Here is an 18,616-nt window from a genome sequence, read left to right as displayed (position 1 = left end):
GCTCGGACCCGATGCTGCTCCTTCGATAGCGGCGCTGCGCCACCGCCGGTCCGGTCAGGGCCGGCGGGCCGGGACCGTCGGGACCAACAGCACTGGTCGCCCGGCCGAGCCCGGACTGGGATGGGGACAGGAGGATCGGAGGAGGTGCCGTCATGACACACACCCGCACCTGGACGGTCCAGGTGAACATCACCGAGGACGAGCTGAAACGCACCACCCATGCGGCGGCCATTCTGCACACGGACGCCCGGTCGCCGGTGCGCGGCGAGGGCCACGCCCGGCGGCGGACGACCGACACGGAGGTGCCGGAGATCGGCGACGAGCTGGCCACCGCGCGGGCACTGGCGGACCTCGCCTACCACCTGCTGGATGTCACCGCGGCCGACATCGAACAGTTCACCCACCAGCCGGCCCGGCTGACATCTTGACCGTCGAACGGGGCGTTTTCCCTGGTGGGAGGGGACTTTCGACCCTGTGGCCGAGCCGCCGGCGGCGGTACGAAGAAGAAATGATCCAGGTGTTTCTGCTCGACGACCACGAGGTGGTTCGCCGCGGCCTGGCCGACCTGCTCGAGGCCGCCGGCGACATCGAGGTGGTCGGCGAGTCGGGCTCGGCGCAGGAGGCGACCCACCGGATCCCGGCCTTCCGCCCGGACGTCATGATCCTGGATGCCCGGTTGCCCGACGGCAACGGCATCGACGTGTGCCGGGAGGTGCGGGCGATCGACCCGACGATCAAGGGCTTGATTCTCACCTCGTACGAGGATGACGAGGCCCTGTTCGCCGCGATCATGGCGGGCGCCGCGGGGTACGTTCTGAAACAGATCCGCGGCACCGACCTGATCGATACGGTGCGCCGGGTCGCCGAGGGGCAGTCGTTGCTGGATCCGGCCGTGACGCAGCGGGTGCTGGAGCGGATCCGGCATGGTGTGGAGCAGCCGCGGGAGCTGGCGGGGTTGACCGATCAGGAGCGGCGGATCCTGGAGTTCATCGCGGAGGGTCTGACCAATCGGGAGGTCGCGGGCCGGATGTTCCTGGCGGAGAAGACGGTGAAGAACTACGTCTCGAGCCTGCTCGCCAAGCTCGGCCTGGAGCGACGCACGCAGGCCGCCGTGTTCGCCACGCGGCTGCACCGGGAGCATTCGCACTACTGAAGTCGGAGCGAGCGGTCGCACCGAGGGCCGGAACGACCGCTCCGCCGCGCTACGGCAGCCGACCTCCGGCCGGCAGCCGTACGGTGAAGGCCGCCCCGCCGCCCGGGAGGTTGGCGGCCTCGATCGTGCCGCCGTGCCCGGTCACCACCTCGCGGGCCAGCGCGAGCCCCAGCCCGAAGCGGCGGTGGTCGTCGTGGCCGCGGGCGAACCGGTCGAACAGCCGTTCCGCGTCGCCGGGCGCGAACCCGGTGCCGTCGTCCCGGACGATCAGCCGGACGCGGTCGGGCCCGTCGAGCCGGTCGAGCTCGATGCGGATGTGGCCGCCGTCGCGGGTGTGGTTGAGCGCGTTGTCGACCAGGGCGGTGAGCACCCGGCGCAGGGCGGCCTCCCGGCCGTGCACGATGGACGGCCGGTCCGGGTCGGTGTGCACGGTCAGCTCGATGGTGCGGGCGCGGGCCCGCTCGGCGAAGCTGCCGGCGACGCCGTCGGCGACCACGCCGAGATCGACTTCCGTGCCGGCCTCGGTGCGGTCGGCGAGGTGGGTGGAGAGCAGCAGGTCGTCGACGATCTCGCCGAGTTGCCGGGTGCCGGCGACCAGGCGGTGGACGTCGGTCGCCAGGTCGGCGCCGGTGGCGCCGCCTCGCAGGTCCTGGTCGAGCAGCTGGGCGCGGGTGTGCAGCTGGGCGATCGGCGTGCGCAGCTCGTGGCTGGCGTCGGCGACGAAGCGGCGCTGCCGGGCGAGCGCCTCGCCGAGCGGGGCGGTGGCCCGGCCGGCCAGCAGCCAGCCGGCCAGCGCGGCCGCGGCCAGCCCGAGCAGCTCGGCGGCGCCGAGGGCGGCAAGCAGGCGCCGGGTCTCCTCGTACTCGGTGGCGAGGCTGCCGACGACCTGGACGGCCGCCGTGCCGCGGCGCCGGGTGACCACCAGGTAGTCGCCGTGCCGGGACTGCTCGGCCGGGCCGCCGGCGTGGACCCGCTCGAGGGCCGCGCGGTCGGGAAAGCCGGCCGGCGCATCCTCGGTGGCGGTGAGCGACCCGGCGGCGTCCAGGCGGAAGATCCAGCTGCCGGCCGGCGGGTCGACGACGTCCTCCTCGGTGGCGGCGGTGTGCCGGATCGACGCGGCCAGCGCCGAGCTCTCCTCGCGGTGCACGACGAACAGCACGACCGCGCCGACGAAGAGCAGGACCAGGGCGATCGCCACGGTGTTGCGGACCGCCAGGGTGCGGCGGGCCCGGCGCAGCAGCTCCCGATCGGGTTCCGGGCGGCCGGGCCGCCGATCTCCCGGTCCTCGGGCCATAGCCGGACGGCTCATCGCCGGCCGAGCTGGTAGCCGGCACCGCGCACCGTGGCGATCACGTCCGGGCCGAGCTTGCGGCGCAGGTAGTGCACGTACGTGTCGGCCAGGGTCTCGGTGCTGGACTCGGGGAAGACGGTGGTCACGATCTCGCGCCGGGTGAACACCCGGGCCGGGTTCTCGGCGAGCAGGCGCAGCAGGTCGCTCTCCCGGCCGGAGAGCGTGACGGGCAGGCCGTCGTCGGTGGTGACCGTCCGGGCGATCAGGTCGAACTCCGCATCGCCGATCGGCAGCACGTGCCCGGCGGGTGCCGCGGGGCGGCGCAGCAGCACCCGGACCCGAGCCAGCAGCTCGTCCAGCTCGAACGGCTTGACCAGGTAGTCCTCGGCCCCGCCGTCGAGACCGGCGACCCGGTCGGCGACCGTGCCGAGCGCGGTGAGGATCAGCGCGGGCGCCTCGACGCCGCTGCGGCGCAGCCGGGCGAGCAGGTCGAGGCCCTCGATCGCGGGCAGGCCGCGGTCGATGATCAGCGCGTGGTAGCTGCGGGTCAGTGCCCGGTGCAGCCCGGCCTGGCCGTCGCGGGCGAGGTCGGCGTCGTAACCGGCCCCGGCGAACGCGCGCACCAGCAGCTCGCCGAGCTCGGCGTCGTCCTCGACGATCAAGATGCGGGTCACCGACCCACTCTCGCAGGCGGCGGCCGTCATGCGAAATGCGCCGCGTCGAGCGCCGACTGCAACGACTTGAGATAACCGCCGCTGGTGTACGTGGCGCCGCCGACCGTGTCGACCTGGGCGCTCTGCGCGGCCAGCACCTCGGCGCGCAGCTGCGGGAGCGCGTACGAGTTGATCTCCACGTCCCGGTCGTTGCCGTCCGGGTACCGCAGCGCGCGTACGTCAATGATCTTGTGGTTTTGGATCTTGATCTGGACCTGGATCGGGCCGTAGCGGGTGCGTGCCACCGCTCCGTTGACGGTGAGCGACGCCCCGGGCGGGCCGGAGGCCGACGGCCCGGTGGCGTCGCCGGTCGCCACGACCGCCGGTGCGCCGGCCGCCGCGCTCCCGCCGCCCAGGCTCGTCCGGTAGCTGAACAGCAGCGCGACGGCGGCGATCGTGGAGACGATCCAGAGGGTCACCCGGCGCACGCGGGCCGCCCGGTGGTCACCATGCGAACTCCTCGCGGTGGATGCGATCGGCGGGCAGACCCGCCGCGCGCAGATCGGCCCGGACGGTCGCCATCCAGGCCGGCGGCCCGCAGAGGTACGCCTCCCGGACGGCGACGTCCGGCACCAGCCGGCGCAGCGCGCCCGGGACGTCGTAGCCGGCGGGCAGCCAGGACCCGGCCGGCGACCGGGGCCCCTCCAGGTAGACCACCCGCACCCGGTGGCGCCGGGCGAGCAGGTCGAGCTCCGCCCGGAACACCGCCTCGGCCCGGTCCCGGACCCGGTAGAGCAGGGTGGCGCCGGGCGCGGCCAGGTCGTCGAGCAGGGCCCGCATCGTGGTGATGCCCACCCCGGCGGCAATCAGCAGCGGGGGCCGGCCGGTCGATCGGGCGGCGGTGAGCGCACCGTACGGACCCTCGATCAGCACCGGGGTGCCGGGCCGCAGCGACCGGACCCGGCGGCTGCCGTCGCCCAGGTCCTTCACCGTGATCCGGAGCAGGTCGGGGGACGGCCCGGCGGACAGCGTGTACGGGTTCGCCCGCGACCAGCCCGGCCCGTCGAGGAACCGCCACAGGAAGAACTGCCCGGCCCGGGCCGGCAGCCGGTCGAGACGATGCCCGCGCAGGTAGACCGAGACGACACCCGGGCTCTCCACGACCACGTGGTCGACCCGCAGCCGGTGGTACGCCGAGCGCCACATCGGCAGCGCCACCCGGAACGCGAGCACGGCCAGCAGCGTCGTCGCGTACAGGCCCCACCAGTAGGCGGTGGCGACCGGCGAGACGGTGAAGTCGGCGCCCGTCCACAGCTGGTGCGGCAGCGCGAGCCCGACGCCGAGATACGCGTACAGGTGCAGCAGGTGCCAGGTCTCGTAGCGTTGCCGGCGGCGCGCCGCCCGCACCGACAGCACCACGACGGCGGTGAGCAGCAGCGTGCCGGCCGCGGCCAGCAGCATCCCCGGATAGGTGGCGACCATGCTCCACGCCGTGCCCGGCAGGCTCGCCCCGCCGGACCGCGCGTAACCCGCGGTGATCAGCACGACGTGCGCGGCCATCAGCCAGAACGAGGTGAACCCGGCCACCCGGTGCCAGCGGGCCAGCGCGTCCTGGCCGAAGCCGCGCTCCACCCACGGGATCCGGGCCATCAGCAGCACCTGCAGCAGCAGGAGGTCGGACGCGACCAGCCCGGTGACCCGGCCCAGGGCTGTCATCGGCTCGTCCCGGTAACCGCCGCCGGCCAGCCACAGCCCCGCCGCCACCAGCACGCTGAGCGCCGCGGCCACCGCGGCGAGCACGGCCGGCCAGCGGCGCCGCGGCGGCACCCGGCGGCGGCCGTACCCGCCAAGATGAACCCGGCCGATGGCCAGGGCGCCAGCTTCGCTCACGTCGGCAAGTCTGCGGGCCGGGAGATGGGAGAACTCGAAGAATCGTCTCCCTAGCCTTTCCGGTCATGAACACCGTCAATGGCCTGCCGGCCCATGTCCTGCTGGTGCACGCGGTCGTCGTGCTCCTGCCGCTGTCCGCGCTGCTGCTCGTGCTCACGGCACTGTCGCCCGCGATACGGCGCCGGCTGGCCGGGCCGAATGCGATCCTGTCCGTGCTGGTCGTGCTGTTGGTGCCGCTGACCACCAGCGCCGGCGAGTGGCTGGAGAGCCGGGTGCCGCAGACCGCCACCCTGCACACCCACACCGAGCTGGGCGACGGCGCGATCTTCTACGCGCTGCCGATCGCGGCGCTGGCGCTGGTCGTGTGGTGGCGCCAGCGGGAGGCGCACGCCGGCTCGGGCCGCCGCACCTTCCTGGCCCCGCTGTCCAGCGCGGTGACCACGGTGGTGGCCGTGCTGGCCCTGCTGGTCGGTGCGGCCGGGGTGTACGGCATCTACCGGATCGGCGACTCGGGGGCCAAGGCCGCCTGGAGCAGCGGCGTGAGCCAGAGCCGGTCAGGTCGCGACTGATCCCGCTGAACGGCCCGTCCGGCAGGGTCCCAGGACCCTGCCGGACCCGTGTCTCCCGGCCATAGTTTCAGATGAGGAGCAGCCCGAGGAGGCGACCGCGATGAAGCCCTGGACCGTGCGCGACGTGATGACCCGGCGGGTGGTGTCGGTTGACCGCGGCACCTCGTACCGGAACATGGTGGACCTGCTGACCGAAAAGCGGATCAGCGCCCTGCCGGTGATCGACGAGACCGGGCACGTGGTCGGCGTGGTCTCCGAGGCGGACCTGCTTCGCAAGATCGAGTACGCCGGCGACGAGGCCCCGCGGCTCTTCGACGGCCCGCGCCGGCGCGACGAGCGCCTCCGCTCCCAGGGCCGTACCGCGGCCGACCTGATGAGCACGCCCCCGATCGTCGTCGCCACGGACACCACGATCGCGGCGGCGGCCCGCACGATGCACCGCGAGGGCGTCAAACGGCTGCCGGTGGTCGACGAGCACGGCCGGCTGGTCGGCATCGTGACCCGCGGCGACCTGCTCAAGACGCACCTGCGCACCGACCAGGAGATCCTCGACGACGTACGCACCGGCGTCCTGCGCCGCTTCCTGCCCGAGGACGAGGCGACGGTCATCGCCGCCGTGGTCGACGGCGTCGTCACGCTGACCGGCACGGTCGACCGCTGGACCTCCGCGGACATCGCCGAGCGGCTGACCCGGCAGATCGCCGGCGTGGTCGACGTGAACTCCACACTGGACTACCGCTTCGACGACCGCCAGGTGCGCGGGGCCCGCCTCGGCTTCGGAACCCTCTGACCAGCGGCGGGGACATCCTGGTCGAGCGTCAGCCGATCGCCGTTCCTGCCGGTGGCCCCACGCGGACCTGCTCGGTGGCGGCGATCGGATCGAGGTAGCGCCCGCCGGGGTCGACGACCGGCTGTCCGCGCGTGCCGAGCCGGTACCGCATGGGCACCGCGGTCGGGATGTCCAGCCGCTCGACGTCGGCCGGTGCCATGCCCTCGAGGTGCATGACGAAGGCGCGCAGGCTGTTGCCGTGCCCGACGACCAGCGGTGTGGCGCCGGACAGCAGCTGCGGGTAAAGCACGTCGGACCAGTACGGCAGGGTCCGGGCGCGCACGTCGGCGAGACTCTCGGTGCGCGGCCGGGCATCGGGCGGCAGCCGGGTGTACCGGTCGTCGGCGTACATCCTGGCCGCGGCCGCGTCGCTCATCGGCGGTGGTGCGGTTGCGTACGATCGTCGCCATTGCCGGAAGGTGGCGGGGCCGGCCTCGGCGGCGACGGTGAGCTTGTCCCGCTCGGTGAGCGCGCCGTAGTGGCGTTCGTTGAGCCGCCAGGATCGGTACGCGGGCAGCCAGCCCAGACCGAGGCCGTCCAGCACGATCTCGGCCGTGCGGATCGAGCGCCGAAGCAGTGAGGTGTGTACGCAGGTCGGCTGGATGCCGAGGTCGCGCAGGGTTGCCGCGGCCGCGCGGGCTTGCGCGGTGCCGAGATCGGTCAGGGCCGGGTCGGACCAGCCGGTGAAGACGTCGGCCGCGTTGCTCACGCTCTGCCCGTGCCGCAGCAGCAGCAACGCCCCGTCACCCGTACGCGTCATCCGCACCATCTTCCGGCACGGCGCGCGATATGCGCAGCTGCTATCTGCGCGCGTCGGGTGCGGTCAGGTGGTCGGCGAACCACCGCCCCGCCTCGTCGGCGACCTGGTGCAGGGCGCCGGGCTCCTCGAACAGGTGCGTGGCCGTCGCGATGATCCGCAGTTCGGCCGACACCAGCATCGTGTTGCGGGCCTGCTCGTTGAGCTCACAGGCGTGCGGGTCGCGTTCACCGACGATCAGCAACGTCGGCGCGGTGACCTGAAGAAGGGCCGGGCCGGCCAGATCCGGTCGGCCGCCGCGGCACACGACCGCCCGGACCACGCTGCGGCGGGTCGCCGCCGCGACCAGCACGGCCGCCGCGCCGATGCCCGCGCCGAACAGCCCGATGGGCAGCGTCGTCGTGTGCGGCTGCTCGCCCAGCCAGTCGATGATGCCGACCAGCCGGTCGGCGAGCAGGCCGATGTCGAACCGCAGTTTCCGGGTCTGCGCGTCGACCTCGTCCTCCTCGGCGGTGAGCAGGTCGACGAGCAGCGTCGCCAAGCCCCTCTGGTTGAGTTCCTCGGCCACCGTCTGGTTGCGGGGGTTGTGCCCGGAACTGCCACTGCCGCGTGCGAACAGCACCAGGCCCTTGGGGTGCTGCGGCATGGTCAGGTCGCCGTCGAGCGCCACCCCCGATGCCATGATCCGGTCAATGGTCGTCCAGCTGGTCGTCATGTCCATCCTCCTTCTCAAGGTGGAGAGAGCCGGTCCCTGCCGATTCACGCCCCATCCTGGGCGTCTGCGGACTGGATTCCGGTTTGCGACCGCTGACGCCGTCCGCGAACTTGTGCTGGGCCTCGACAAAGAGCGACGGCTCCATGGTCGAGGCTCTCGGTTGCAGGGCGGCCGATCTCGGCGAGATGGCCCAGGCCGGACTGCCCGTCCCGCGCTCAGCTCACCGGCGGTGGTGGTGTGTCAGCCGCCGGCGGGTAGGCGGACGACGAAGACCGAGCCGGTCTCGGCGCCGGGCTCGTACTCGACGTCGCCGCGGTTGGCGCGGGCGAGCTCGCGCACGATGTAGAGGCCGAGGCCGGTGCCCTTGACGCTGCCCGCGGTGGCGTCGGCACGGGAGAAGCGCTCGAACAGGTTCGGCCGGAACCGCTCCGGTACGCCGGGGCCACCGTCCTCGACTCGGATCTCGACATGGTCGTCGAGCCGCCGGGCGGTGATCCGGGTGGCGCCGCCGCCGTACTTGTCGGCATTGGACAGCAGGTTCGCCAGGATCTGGTCGAGATGGCCGGGCTGGACCATCGCGGTGAGCCCGGCCGGGCAGTCGATGTCCGGCTGCCGGGCACCGGGTACGGGCAGGATCGCCGCCTGCAGATGCTCGCACACCTCGACCCGCCGGGGCCGGGCGGTGAGCCGGCCGGCGTCGAGGGTCACGAGGGCGAGCACCTCCTTGACGATCGTGTCCAGCCGCCGGCCGTTGCGGTGAATGCCGGCGACAAGCCGGTGTTTCTGGTCGTCGGGCAGGTCGCTCCAGCCGTCGGTGACGAGCTCGGCGAAGCCGAGGATCGAGGTCAACGGCGTACCGATCTCGTGGCCCAGCATGCCGATGAGGTCGAGCTTCAGCTGGTTGGCCGACTCGAGTTCGGTGTTGCGGCAGGCGAGCTCGGCGGCGGCGGCGTCGCGGGCGCGTTCCGCGGCCTTGCGGGCCGAGATATCGGCGAACACCCCGATCAGGTGCAGCGGGCGGCCGTCGGTGTCGCGGACCAGGGACACGGTGGCCTCGACGTCGATCCAGCCGCCGTCGGCGTGGCGGACCCGGGCCTCGTGGCTGTAGGCGGCGTGATCGCCGGCGAACAGGTCCGCGATGTGGTGGCGCATGTCGGCCGCGGTGTCGGGGTGCAGCAGCTGGTCGGTCGGGCTGCCGATCAGCTCGCCGGTGGTGCGGCCGAGCATGGCGGCGAAGGCGGGGTTGACGTCCAGCAGGGTGCCGTCGAGGCTGCGGACGATCTGCCCGACCGCGGAGTGGGTGAACTGGGCGCGGAACCGCTGTTCGCTCTGGTGCATGGCGCGCTGCGCGTCGCGTACGGCGGTGATGTCGGTGTTGATCTCCAGTACGGTGCTGACGCCGTCGACCGCGTCCTGCACGACCTGGCGGCTGAGGACCGTGATCGTACGGCCGTCGGCGGACAGGTGCTCGAGCTCGCCGTCCCACGTCTGGTCGCGGCGCAGGCTCTCGGTCTGTTCGGCCACGCTGCCGCCGTCGGGGAACGCGGTGGCCAGCAGCCGATGGGTGATCTTGCCGGTGGCGGCGGTGGCCGGCCAGCCGTACGTGGCCTCGGCGCCGGCGTTCCACCACCGGATGGTGCCGTCCAGGTCGCGGACGATGATCGCGGCGGGGATCAGCTCGAGCAGGCGGGCCTGCCGGCGCAGCTGGGCCTGGGCGGCGCGGGCGGCGGTGACGTCCTCGATCTGGCTCACCAGGTAGCGCGGCTGGGTCCGTTCGTCGTGGGCCACCGCGGTGCGGATGCGTACCCACAGGTCATGGCCGTCGGCGTGCCGGTAGCGGGCCTCCAGGTTGGCCGTCTCGATCTCCCCGGCGGCCAGGCCGGCCAGTACGGGCTTGGTGGCCTCGAGATCGTCGGGGTGTTGCAGGTCGGACACGTTCATCCCGGTGAGCTGCTCGACGGAGTACCCGGTGATCGCTGCCATGGCGGGGTTGGCCTGCAGGAAGGTGCCCAGGTTGTCCGGACGCAGGCTGGTCAGCACCATCCCCAGCGGCGAGTTGTCGAAGGCGACCCGGAACCGCCGCTCGCTGGCCTCCAGCGCCGTCAGGGCGACGGTGCGCTCGCTGAGCAGGGTGGCGTTGCGCGCGTAGTCGTCGGCGTGCCGCAGTGCGGCGCTGAGGCTGCCCGCCAGCAGCTCCAGCTGGTAGACGTCGTCGGAGTCGAACGCGTCCACCTCGGCGCTGGATATCTTCAGGACGCCGATCGGCTGGTCGCCGCTGAACAGCGGCGCGACGCACATCGAGCGCAGCCCTACCTCGCGGCAGGCCTGGCGGTTGACCCGCGGGTCGGACTCGCTGTCGCGGCACAGCACCGTGGAGCGCTCCGACATGGCCACCCCGGACAGCGAGCCCTCGATCGGCAGCCGCAGGCCCAGGTGCACGATCAGCGTCCCGGCGGCCGCCACATAGTCGAGGTGGAAGCGGTCGATCAGCTCGACCACCGCGCCGTCGGCGACCGGGAACGCCTGCACCGCCTGCGTGGCGACGACCTCGAGCACCTGCGCCCGGTCGTGAGCGGCGGCGGTCACGGCGCGCTGCACGTTGATCGTGGCCAGCAGGATCTCGCTCTGCCGGCTGGCGCGGGCCGCGGCCTGGTAACGGCCGGTGAGATCCTCCACCTGTACGAGCCGCCGCACCGGCAGCCCCTCGATCGGGACCAGTGTGATCTTGCACGGCACGTCCGCGCCGTCCGGGCGCATGAGCCGCAGCTCGTAGCTGATCACGGCGGCGGGGTCGCCGCCCGCGACGGCGTGCGCTTCCTCCCGTACGCCGAGATCGTCGGGGTGGGTCAGGGCCCGGCACCCGAGGCCGAGCAGGTCCGCCCGGTCCCGTCCCACGAGTCGGCTGAAGGACAGGTTGACCTGGATGAAGTGGTCGTCCTCGTCGAGGATCGCCATGGCGACCGGGCTGGCCCGGAAGGCACCCCGCTCCGCCACGGACGCCCCGCCGGCCGGCGTCTCACCCGTCCCGGGCGACCCTTGAGCCTCGCTCGTCCGCCAGGAGTGGTCACCGACCGCGCCGGAATGCGTCTGCTGCCGCACGATTGTCACCCGTTCGTCCCAGACCCTTCCTCGACGGTGCGAACCCACTTCACCACTCGAAAGTCGGCCGGAGCGTCGAGGATCTGAGTGCGTTCGGCAGGGCCTCCGTCTGCTCGTAGGCTGACGATCATGACGGGCTGGCAGATGCGGCGGGCTTCGGCCGACGATGCGGAGGCGGTGGCCGAGCTGCGGGCCACGGTGCTGCGGCCGGATCTGGAGCGGCTCGGCCGGTACGACGAGCATCGGGTCCGGCAGCGGCTTCGGGACGGGTTCGTGCCGCAGCACACCTGGATCGTCGAAGTGGGTGGCGCCTTCGCCGGATGCATCGCGTTGCGGCCCGCCGAGGACGCTCACTGGCTCGAACATTTCTACCTTGCACCCGACCTGCAGGGCGGCGGCGTCGGCACGGCCGTGCTACGCCGGCTGCTGGCGTGGTGTGATCGGGCCGTCCTGCGGGTCCGGCTGAACGTGCTGCAGGGGAGTCCGGCCCGGCGGCTCTATGAACGGCATGGGTTCGTTCTCGAAACCGAAGACCCGGTGGATGTGTTCATGGTGCGCGACCCGGTCGGTCAGGGGGCCTGACTGACCATGCCTTGGAAGGCACACAGACCCAGGCAGAGGAGGGTTACGCAGATCGCTCCCACCGCCACCAAGATCACGCCGAGGCTCAGGCCGTCGGCCGACCACGGTCGGGCGAGGGTTCCCGGTCGCTGATACCCGGGGGGTGGCAGGAACGTCGGCGCGGCCGGGTATCCGGGCGGTCGCGGCCGACCGGCCACGCGCGGGTCGGACGGTGGGCCGTACCCGGGCGGCAGGAACGTCGGCCCGGCCCCGACCGTACCTGCTGGCGGTTGAGGCGATCCGGGCCCCGCCGAACCGGATCGGCCGCCGGACGCCGCAGCGCTCGACCGACGGGGTCGCCGCCGGGGCCGTCGATAGCCATCCCCGTCGTCGTCCCAGTCGTCGTAGATCCAGTCGTCGTCCCCGTAGTCGTAGTCCCAGTCGTTGTTCCCGTAGTCGTCGTCCCAGTGATCATCGTCGGGGTAGTCGAGATGATCCGGGTAGTCATCACCGTCATCACCGTCGTCGGGGTCGGGGTCGGGGTCGGTGTGGTACTCCGCCCAGGCGTCGTCCTCCTCGGCGGTACGGCGGCGACGCTCCGCCCACGCCGCGTCCTCCTCGGCCGTGCGGCGGTGCCGCTGTGCCCAGGCGGCGTCCTCATCCCGCTCGCGCCGGTCGGCCGCCGCCGGCCGCTGCCCGCCCGGCTGGTCCGCCGGCTCGGTCGTCATCCCGAGGCCCTTTCGAGTTCGTCCAGCCGGCGGAGCCGCGCCTCGGCACCGGCCTCCTGGGCGTGTGCCCGCAGCTCGGCGAGGGACACGACCGTCGTCTCGAGGCTCCGCGCCAGGCTTTCGATCCGGTCCTGGAGCTGATCGACGGTAGTGATCTTGGGCAGGGTGGCGATGCCCAGCGCCCGTTCCAGCAGGGCGCGCCGGCGGGTCGCCGGGTCGGTGCACCAGATCTGGATGAAGTGGTGGTCGGAGAACTGGTACGAGCCGACCCGCGCCACCTTCACCTCACCGCCGAAGGTGGCGGGGTCCAGCAGCACCCGCCACCCGCCGTCCGGCGCCTGGCGCAGCGTGCCCGCGCCGTACGCGGGGGAGCGGGCCAGCCACTTCGGCCAAAGCGTCGCCGGGTCCGCGATCCCCTCGGCCTCGATCAGCTCCTCGAGCGAGGTCCGGGCGAACAACCCTTCCAGGAACTCGTCCCGGTCCTCGGCGACGTTGCTGTACGCGAGCAGGCGGTGGTCGGCCGTCTCGATCAGATAGCAGGGTAGGTATCCCTCCCGTTCCCCCTTGTTGCTCAGGTTGCGCAGCTGCCCGGGCAGGTTGAAGCCGGCCCGGTCGGGGTGCTGCTCCAGCCAGGCGAGCACCTCCGGGCGGAACGGGGCGAGCGTGGACACCGGGAGGAACCGGCTGCGGTCACCGAGCTGCCCCTCCTCGATCCGCGGGGTGTCCAGCACCGGGACGTTGTTGTCGTAGTGGGCGCGCGGGAACGGATGGCCGGACTCCCGTTCGATCAGAATCGTCTGCCGGCTGGTCGTCCGCACGTAGCGCACGCCGTCCTGGACCGACTGCCGGCCCAGCGGGGTGAGGTCGAGCGTGGGGCCGGCAACCGTGACGTGCCCGATCAGGCCGAGGAAGGCCAGACACCGGTCGATCACGCCGGCCGGCAGGTTCAGGAAGCCGACCAGTTGGGCGCGGTCGCGGATGCCCGCCTCGCCGATCGCGCGCACCACGAAATGGTCGATGATCTCGAAGTCCTGCCCCTCGTAGAGCTCGGCCTCGGTCTCCACCTGCCACAGTGGCCAAAGCACCGGGAACAGACGGACCGGCCGTACGCCCGGTATCAGCTGGGCATGCTCCACGGCCCGGGTGGCCGGGTAGATGATCCGCCTCATCGGGCCCACCCGGTGCCGGGGCGCAGCGCCGCCTCCAGGTCCCGCGAGCTGCGCAGGTGGCCGGCGGTGCGCAGGTGCTCGGCCATCGCCTGGCTGATGGCGCGGAATTCGAGGTCGTCCGCGTTGCACAGCGTGCTGAGGTCACCGACCAGCACCAACTGCCGCTTCGCCCGGGTGATCGCGACGTTGAACCGCCGGGTCTCCCGCAGGAATCCGATCCGCCCGGCGCGGTTGCTCCGGGTGAAGCCGAAGATGATGAGATCGCGTTCCCCACCTTGGAACGAATCCACGCTGCCGACGTGGTCGGCGACCCGGCACCCATCCAGCACCGTGGGCAGCCGGCTGAGCAACAGCTCCTTCTGCGCGTTGTAGGGCACGATGATCGCCCAGTCGCGATACTGCCCGGCGAGCTCGTGGAGCAGGGCCACGATGATGTCGGCCTCCAGCTTGTTGCTGTACCCGCGCCGGGTGGCCCCCCGCGACCGGCTCATATCCGTCTCGGTGGGTTGCCGGTCGCTGGTGTCGATCATCGCGAACGGCGAGCGGAACAGCGTGTTGGGCGGGGCGCCCGGGTGCTCGGTACGCAACCGGCCGAAGTAGAACGTGCTGGAGACGAAGTCGGCGATCTGCGCCGGCATCCGGCGCTGGGTACGCAGCCAGACCGCGTTGCTCTCCGGGGTGCGGGCGAACAGCAGCTCGAAGCCGCTCTTGGCGAGCAGGCCGGTGACCTCGCCGACCTGGCCCGGGTCGGCGCCGTCCGGCTGCCGCTCGGCCCAGTCCCGGACCTCCTCGTCCAGGAACGGCGGCAGTTGCCGGTGATCGCCCACCAGCATCGCCCGTTTCGCCCGCACCAGCGGCACGAGCAGGTTCGGGGTGGAGATCTGGCCGGCCTCGTCCACGATCGCCAGCTCGAACTCGAGCCCCGCGATGAGCGCCGAGGTGTCGGTGCCGATGCAGGTGGCGCCGACCACGTCGGCGTAGCGGGCCACCTCCCGCTCCAGCTGGACACTCAGGTCGCTGATCCGATCCCGCCACTCCCCGAGCAGCTGGGCCCGGCGGCTCACCAGGTCCAGCCCGGCGGCGCACCACTGGGCGAAGCCGGTCCACCCGGCCACCGTCCGGCCCGGCTCGGCCGGCGCCGGCAGCACCGGCCGCAGGGCCTGGCGCAACAGCTCGCCGTCGCGGGCCAACTCGGGCCACAGGTCGTCGAGCGCCCGCTCCGCGGCGTCCCGCCGGGCGGTCAGCTCCGCCACCCGCGGGTCGTGCGCCACCAGCGCCGCGGCCCGCTCGTGCGCCTCGCTCACCGCCGCGGTGGCCGCCGCCAGCGCGGCCTGAGTGGCCGGGATCTCCCCGGCCAGCCGGTCCAGCCGGCCGCGTTGCCTGGACGCCCACCAGGCGTGCACGAAGGCGAAGACCCCGCCGGTGCCCGCCCGCAGTTGCGCCGACTGCAGCCGTTGCTGTGCCCGCTGCCACGCCGCGTGCTGGGCGGCCAGCGTCGACTGATGCCGGGCCTGGGCGCCCTCGGCGGCGGCCAGCTGCGCCCCGATCGGCCCGCCGGCCAGCCGGACCGCCTCGGCGAGGGCCGGCCCGACGCCGTCCAGCTCGGCCTGGGCGGTGCGCGCCGCCGCCAGCGTGGTTTCGAGATGCCGAAGGTACTCCTCGAGCACCGGCCGTTCCCCGTGCACCTTGCTGAGCAGGTCGAACAGCGCGGTGTCGCGGAGGATGCCGCCGCGCAGCTCGTCCACCCGGCTCTCCGCCGACATCGCCTTCACCTTGGCGGTCATGTTGTCCTCGTTGCCGACGCGGACCACGGTGAACTCGGCCGGCAACTTCTCCAGCACGTTGTCCACCGCCCGGTGGCTGTGCGAGGTGATGAGTACCCGCCGGCCCAGCTCCGCCTGCGCCCGCACCACCTCGACGATGGTCGTGGTCTTGCCCGCCCCGGGCGGGCCCAGTACGGACAGCAGGTCGGGCACCTCCAACGCCCGCCGGAACGCCTGCAACTGGTCGGCGTCCAGGTCGCGGCCGGGCCGTTGCGCCGCGGTCGGCTGGTAGGGCGCGAAGCGGGCGGACACCAGGCAGTCCAGCAGGCCCGCGTTGAGCGCCCGGCCCTGGCGCAGCGTGGTGATCGCGTCCAGTTGGGCGCGGAAGACCCGGTCGCTGACCAGCGCCCGCAGGCTCCCCGTGGCGGGGATCCGCCCGTAGTCGGTACCCGGCTCGAAGCGCACCGTCACGTGGCCGTCGTGCACCCGGAACACCCGGCCCCGGGCCTGCGGATACCCGTCGACGCTGACCATCGTGTTCGTGGTCAGCACGGGCTCGCCGTGGACCCGGAACCGGTACACCCCGCGGGCCGACCAGCGCTCCTCCTTGGCCGGTTCCCGGGTCACATAGTGCTGCGGTGGCATCGCCGACTGCTGCTCGGACTCGATCTGCCGGCTGGCCTCCACCACGCTCTCCAGCAGGTCCAGGTACCGGGTGTGCTGCGTCGGCCGGCTGGGCGGCTGGGCCGTGGCGCCGCCCAGCTGGTGCCACTCCCATTGCAGTACGTCGTCGTAGGCCCTGGTCTGCGGCAGCTGCCCGGTCCGGATCGCGTCCTGCAAGGCCCGGAAGTTCGGAAACAGCGCGAAACCGCGGTCGCAGCGCAGCACCAGTGCGCCCTTGAGCAGCCGGTCCTCGTCCCGGAACTGCCGCCGCCCGGCATGCCCGAGCCGGTAGGAGTCCCTCGGCCGGGACCGGTCCGGTTCGAACCGGCGCCCGTCGCCCTGCCAGGCCGGGTACAGCCAGGCCACGTGCCGGCGGCAGTGCAGTGCCATCCGCCAGCCGTCCTTTGTGGTCTCCAGCGTGACCGGCAGGTTGCCCTGCCGGCCGAGCTGGTTCAGCTCGGCCACGAACGCGCTCAGCTCGGGCAGGTCGGTGAGCACCCGAGCGGAGTAGACCAACGCCAGCGGGCCCTCGATGGCCACTCTCCGTACCGTCACGCGCCGGTTCCCCCCAGCACTGAGCCCCGGGCCTGCCGGAGGCCGGCGGCCAGCTGCGACATCGCCGGGCGGTTCGCGGGATCCGGGTCGAGCGCCCGGCGGAGCAGGTCGTCCACCTGGTCCGGGAGGCCGGGCAGGAAGACCCGGAGCCGGATCGCCGCGCCGGCCGTCGGCGGGTGGCCGGCGCAGGTGTGCTGCAACAGCGCCGCGAGCTGGTACACGTCGGTGGCCGGCCCCGGCCGGCCGGCGGCCAGTGCCCGCTGCTCGGGCGCCGGGTACCGGACCTCGCCCTCGCCGGGGAGGCCCGGCCACCACGCCCGGCCCGGATCGCGCAGGGCGGCCGGACGACCCTGCCGCGGTACCAGGATCACGTCGCCGTCCAACGCCCGGTGCGCCTGCCGCCGGCGGTGCAGCCGGGTCAGCTCCCCGGCGACGCCGATCAGCGCATCGATGGCCGGCGGCACGGCGTACGGGTCCAGCGGCCGGTCCCCGGCTCCGAACATCTCGGTCCAGCTGGAGCCGGGCGGTCGCGGGATGACGAGAACGTGCAGCGGCCCGTCCCGGACCGGGCGGCGGCCCAGGAACTCCGCCTGCGCGCCGAGCCCCTCGACCAGCCGGCCGCCGGGTCCGGTGGGGTCGCGTACCAGGAGGCCGCGCAGCCGAACCCGGGTCGACCGCTGGTCCAGCCGGTGCCCGTCGGCCTGCATGAGCCGCCATGACCCGTTCGGGGCGGTGACCGTGTCGACCGGGTCATGGACCAGGTAGCTCGAGTCTCCAAGATGGACCTCGGTGCCGCCGCGCCAGTCGTGCGGATCGGGCCGGCCGGCCCGGATGACCAGGCGTGGCGCGGGCCGGGACAGACCCTGCTCGTACGCCTCCGTCAGCCGGACAAGCTGCTCCTCCAGCCTTGCCGTCAGCTCCCTGGTCAGGACGTTGGGCGGCGGTGGCAGGACGAACGCGCGACCGAGGGGTTGGCCGGTCTCCCGCTCATGCCACCAGGCACCGAGCTGATGGCACCCCCGCAACGAATCCAGCGCCTTGACCGGGTCCTTCGCGTGGTCGTGGGCGGCGTCGTTGCCGTTCTGCTGGACGGTCGTGAAGATCGGCGGCAGCGACGCCGGGATCACCTCGGCCTCGAGGAGGCGACCAAGAAGGGCGGGCTGGTTGTCTCTCCTCGACTCCCTCAGGCCGGCGCGCCGGAGGAGCGTCCTGGCGAGCATCTCTCCGAAGTGGCGAGACTTGAACAGCGACCCGTGGAGATCGGAGTGGAAGTAGTACTCGGCGAGTGCCGCATCGGCCGCGAGGGCAGGGTCGTGTCCGGCGAGGAACGAGAAGTTCGGGGAGGCGTCAACCAGTGCCGTCAGCTCGTCGGTCATCAGTCACCTAGCGGTCGGAGTCCGGGCCAGCCGGAGAGGCTAGCGAATCCCGCCGCGGTGACGCTAGGGAGCAGGTGCGAACGCCTGCCGGGACGAGCGGTCAGTGCGGCTCGGCGCCGGGGCGGGGGCGGCTCCAGACGATGGCGCATTCGATGGCGCGTTTCCAGTTGTCGTGCTCGGCGGCGCAGTGTCCCGGGTCCATTGTGGGCAGCCACTGGCCCGCCCGGTGCCGGTTGTTGCGCAGGTCCTGAAGGTCGGACCAGTAGCCGACGGCGAGGCCGGCCGCGTACGCGGCGCCGAGGGACACGGTCTCGGGGACCATCGGGCGTACCACCGGCACCCGCAGCACGTCCGCGACGATCTGCATCAGGAGGTTGTCCGAGGTCATGCCGCCGTCGACGTTGAGCGCGGTGAGCGCCAGGCCGGAGTCGGCGTTCATCGCGTCGACGACGTCGCGGGTCTGCCAGCCGGTCGCCTCCAGGACGGCGCGGGCCAGGTGGCCCTTGGTGATGTAGGAGGTCAGGCCGACGATGACGCCGCGCGCCTCGCTGCGCCAGTACGGCGCGAAGAGCCCGGAGAACGCGGGCACGATGTAGCAGCCGCCGTTGTCGTCGACGGTGCGGGCGAGGGTCTCGATCTCGGAGGCGGTGCCGATCAGGCCGAGGCCGTCGCGGACCCACTGCACCAGCGACCCGGTGATGGCGATGGAGCCTTCGAGGGCGTACGCGGCCGGTTCGGCGCCGATCCGGTACGCCACGGTGCTGATCAGCCCGTGCGTCGAGCGTACGGGCTGCGCGCCGGTGTTGAGCAGCAGGAAGCCGCCGGTGCCGTAGGTGCATTTGGCT

General features: G+C 72.8%; 17 protein-coding genes. 5 read left to right on the top strand and 12 right to left on the bottom strand.

Annotated features, from left to right (window positions below; all coding sequences use genetic code 11):
• Nucleotides 1-152: 152 nt before the first annotated feature.
• Together ODJ79_RS45850 and ODJ79_RS45845 are read left to right on the top strand one after the other, a co-directional pair.
• Nucleotides 153-428 carry a DUF1876 domain-containing protein gene (locus ODJ79_RS45850; RefSeq protein WP_263030054.1) on the top strand — a complete coding sequence of 92 codons (276 nt, stop codon included), beginning with the start codon at nucleotides 153-155 and terminating at the stop codon, nucleotides 426-428.
• Nucleotides 429-508: 80 nt separating this feature from the next.
• Nucleotides 509-1,153: a response regulator gene (locus ODJ79_RS45845; protein ID WP_263030053.1), complete on the top strand. Its 645-nt coding sequence runs from the start codon at nucleotides 509-511 to the stop codon at nucleotides 1,151-1,153.
• A gap of 49 nt (nucleotides 1,154-1,202) precedes the next feature.
• Here the strand turns inward: ODJ79_RS45845 and ODJ79_RS45840 are convergent, their stop codons facing one another.
• Genes ODJ79_RS45840 through ODJ79_RS45825 form a run of 4 tightly spaced genes read right to left on the bottom strand, consistent with a single transcriptional unit; the run spans nucleotide 1,203 to nucleotide 4,987 of the window.
• A complete protein-coding gene (locus ODJ79_RS45840; protein ID WP_263030052.1) occupies nucleotides 1,203-2,447 on the bottom strand; it encodes a sensor histidine kinase in 1,245 nt (414 codons plus the stop codon).
• An 11-nt stretch (nucleotides 2,448-2,458) separates the two neighbouring features.
• Nucleotides 2,459-3,118, bottom strand: a complete 660-nt coding sequence (locus ODJ79_RS45835) for a response regulator transcription factor (RefSeq protein WP_263030051.1) — start codon at nucleotides 3,116-3,118, stop codon at nucleotides 2,459-2,461.
• Nucleotides 3,119-3,144: 26 nt separating this feature from the next.
• The gene (locus ODJ79_RS45830; RefSeq protein ID WP_317620760.1) at nucleotides 3,145-3,576 is read right to left on the bottom strand and encodes an FMN-binding protein; all 432 of its coding nucleotides are present in this window, start codon (nucleotides 3,574-3,576) and stop codon (nucleotides 3,145-3,147) included.
• A gap of 25 nt (nucleotides 3,577-3,601) precedes the next feature.
• A complete protein-coding gene (locus tag ODJ79_RS45825; RefSeq protein WP_263030049.1) occupies nucleotides 3,602-4,987 on the bottom strand; it encodes a ferredoxin reductase family protein in 1,386 nt (461 codons plus the stop codon).
• A 65-nt stretch (nucleotides 4,988-5,052) separates the two neighbouring features.
• Here ODJ79_RS45825 and ODJ79_RS45820 point away from each other — a divergent pair, with 65 nt between their 5' ends.
• Both ODJ79_RS45820 and ODJ79_RS45815 read left to right on the top strand, forming a co-directional pair.
• The gene (locus ODJ79_RS45820) at nucleotides 5,053-5,556 is read left to right on the top strand and encodes a DUF2231 domain-containing protein (protein WP_263030048.1); all 504 of its coding nucleotides are present in this window, start codon (nucleotides 5,053-5,055) and stop codon (nucleotides 5,554-5,556) included.
• 100 nt (nucleotides 5,557-5,656) lie between these two features.
• Entirely contained in the window at nucleotides 5,657-6,346 is a 690-nt protein-coding gene (locus ODJ79_RS45815; protein WP_263030047.1) for a CBS domain-containing protein, read from the top strand.
• A gap of 28 nt (nucleotides 6,347-6,374) precedes the next feature.
• Here ODJ79_RS45815 and ODJ79_RS45810 read toward each other — a convergent pair whose 3' ends face one another.
• From ODJ79_RS45810 to ODJ79_RS45800, 3 genes are all read right to left on the bottom strand, one after another.
• On the bottom strand, nucleotides 6,375-7,145 hold the full coding sequence (locus ODJ79_RS45810) for a 2,3-bisphosphoglycerate-dependent phosphoglycerate mutase (protein WP_263030046.1): 771 nt from the start codon (nucleotides 7,143-7,145) through the stop codon (nucleotides 6,375-6,377).
• 40 nt (nucleotides 7,146-7,185) lie between these two features.
• A complete protein-coding gene (locus ODJ79_RS45805) occupies nucleotides 7,186-7,857 on the bottom strand; it encodes a dienelactone hydrolase family protein (protein WP_263030045.1) in 672 nt (223 codons plus the stop codon).
• 240 nt (nucleotides 7,858-8,097) lie between these two features.
• Nucleotides 8,098-10,956, bottom strand: a complete 2,859-nt coding sequence (locus tag ODJ79_RS45800; protein WP_263030044.1) for a PAS domain S-box protein — start codon at nucleotides 10,954-10,956, stop codon at nucleotides 8,098-8,100.
• A gap of 129 nt (nucleotides 10,957-11,085) precedes the next feature.
• Between ODJ79_RS45800 and ODJ79_RS45795 the strand changes: the two genes are divergently transcribed.
• The gene (locus ODJ79_RS45795; RefSeq protein WP_263030043.1) at nucleotides 11,086-11,538 is read left to right on the top strand and encodes a GNAT family N-acetyltransferase; all 453 of its coding nucleotides are present in this window, start codon (nucleotides 11,086-11,088) and stop codon (nucleotides 11,536-11,538) included.
• On the opposite strand, the gene ODJ79_RS45790 is transcribed toward ODJ79_RS45795, so the two are convergent.
• The 5 genes from ODJ79_RS45790 to ODJ79_RS45770 form a co-directional block, all read right to left on the bottom strand.
• The gene (locus tag ODJ79_RS45790) at nucleotides 11,526-12,245 is read right to left on the bottom strand and encodes a hypothetical protein (RefSeq protein ID WP_263030042.1); all 720 of its coding nucleotides are present in this window, start codon (nucleotides 12,243-12,245) and stop codon (nucleotides 11,526-11,528) included. The two genes, ODJ79_RS45795 and ODJ79_RS45790, sit on opposite strands and share 13 nt — an antisense overlap.
• The gene (locus tag ODJ79_RS45785) at nucleotides 12,242-13,414 is read right to left on the bottom strand and encodes a hypothetical protein (protein ID WP_263030041.1); all 1,173 of its coding nucleotides are present in this window, start codon (nucleotides 13,412-13,414) and stop codon (nucleotides 12,242-12,244) included. The genes ODJ79_RS45790 and ODJ79_RS45785 overlap by 4 nt, the downstream gene beginning before the upstream one ends.
• Nucleotides 13,411-16,395, bottom strand: coding sequence for a DEAD/DEAH box helicase (locus ODJ79_RS45780; protein WP_263030040.1), 2,985 nt, complete (start codon nucleotides 16,393-16,395; stop codon nucleotides 13,411-13,413). Before ODJ79_RS45780 ends, ODJ79_RS45785 begins: the two co-directional genes overlap by 4 nt.
• A complete protein-coding gene (locus tag ODJ79_RS45775) occupies nucleotides 16,392-17,771 on the bottom strand; it encodes a hypothetical protein (protein WP_263030039.1) in 1,380 nt (459 codons plus the stop codon). Before ODJ79_RS45775 ends, ODJ79_RS45780 begins: the two co-directional genes overlap by 4 nt.
• A 100-nt stretch (nucleotides 17,772-17,871) precedes the next feature.
• The coding region (locus ODJ79_RS45770; RefSeq protein ID WP_263030038.1) for an FGGY family carbohydrate kinase at nucleotides 17,872-18,616 on the bottom strand (745 nt) is incomplete at its 5' end.

Origin of the sequence: Actinoplanes sp. KI2 (assembly GCF_025630775.1) — a bacterium.
Taxonomy (GTDB): Bacteria; Actinomycetota; Actinomycetes; order Mycobacteriales; family Micromonosporaceae; genus Actinoplanes.
This window is presented reverse-complemented; position numbering and strand designations above follow the sequence as displayed.

Coding starts and splice junctions, on each gene's coding strand:
- ODJ79_RS45850 (WP_263030054.1), top strand. CDS start 153: ATGACACACACCCGCACCTGGACGGTCCAGGTGAACATCACCGAGGAC.
- ODJ79_RS45845 (WP_263030053.1), top strand. CDS start 509: ATGATCCAGGTGTTTCTGCTCGACGACCACGAGGTGGTTCGCCGCGGC.
- ODJ79_RS45840 (WP_263030052.1), bottom strand. CDS start 2,447: ATGGCCCGAGGACCGGGAGATCGGCGGCCCGGCCGCCCGGAACCCGAT.
- ODJ79_RS45820 (WP_263030048.1), top strand. CDS start 5,053: ATGAACACCGTCAATGGCCTGCCGGCCCATGTCCTGCTGGTGCACGCG.
- ODJ79_RS45815 (WP_263030047.1), top strand. CDS start 5,657: ATGAAGCCCTGGACCGTGCGCGACGTGATGACCCGGCGGGTGGTGTCG.
- ODJ79_RS45810 (WP_263030046.1), bottom strand. CDS start 7,145: ATGACGCGTACGGGTGACGGGGCGTTGCTGCTGCTGCGGCACGGGCAG.
- ODJ79_RS45805 (WP_263030045.1), bottom strand. CDS start 7,857: ATGACGACCAGCTGGACGACCATTGACCGGATCATGGCATCGGGGGTG.
- ODJ79_RS45795 (WP_263030043.1), top strand. CDS start 11,086: ATGACGGGCTGGCAGATGCGGCGGGCTTCGGCCGACGATGCGGAGGCG.
- ODJ79_RS45790 (WP_263030042.1), bottom strand. CDS start 12,245: ATGACGACCGAGCCGGCGGACCAGCCGGGCGGGCAGCGGCCGGCGGCG.
- ODJ79_RS45785 (WP_263030041.1), bottom strand. CDS start 13,414: ATGAGGCGGATCATCTACCCGGCCACCCGGGCCGTGGAGCATGCCCAG.
- ODJ79_RS45775 (WP_263030039.1), bottom strand. CDS start 17,771: ATGACCGACGAGCTGACGGCACTGGTTGACGCCTCCCCGAACTTCTCG.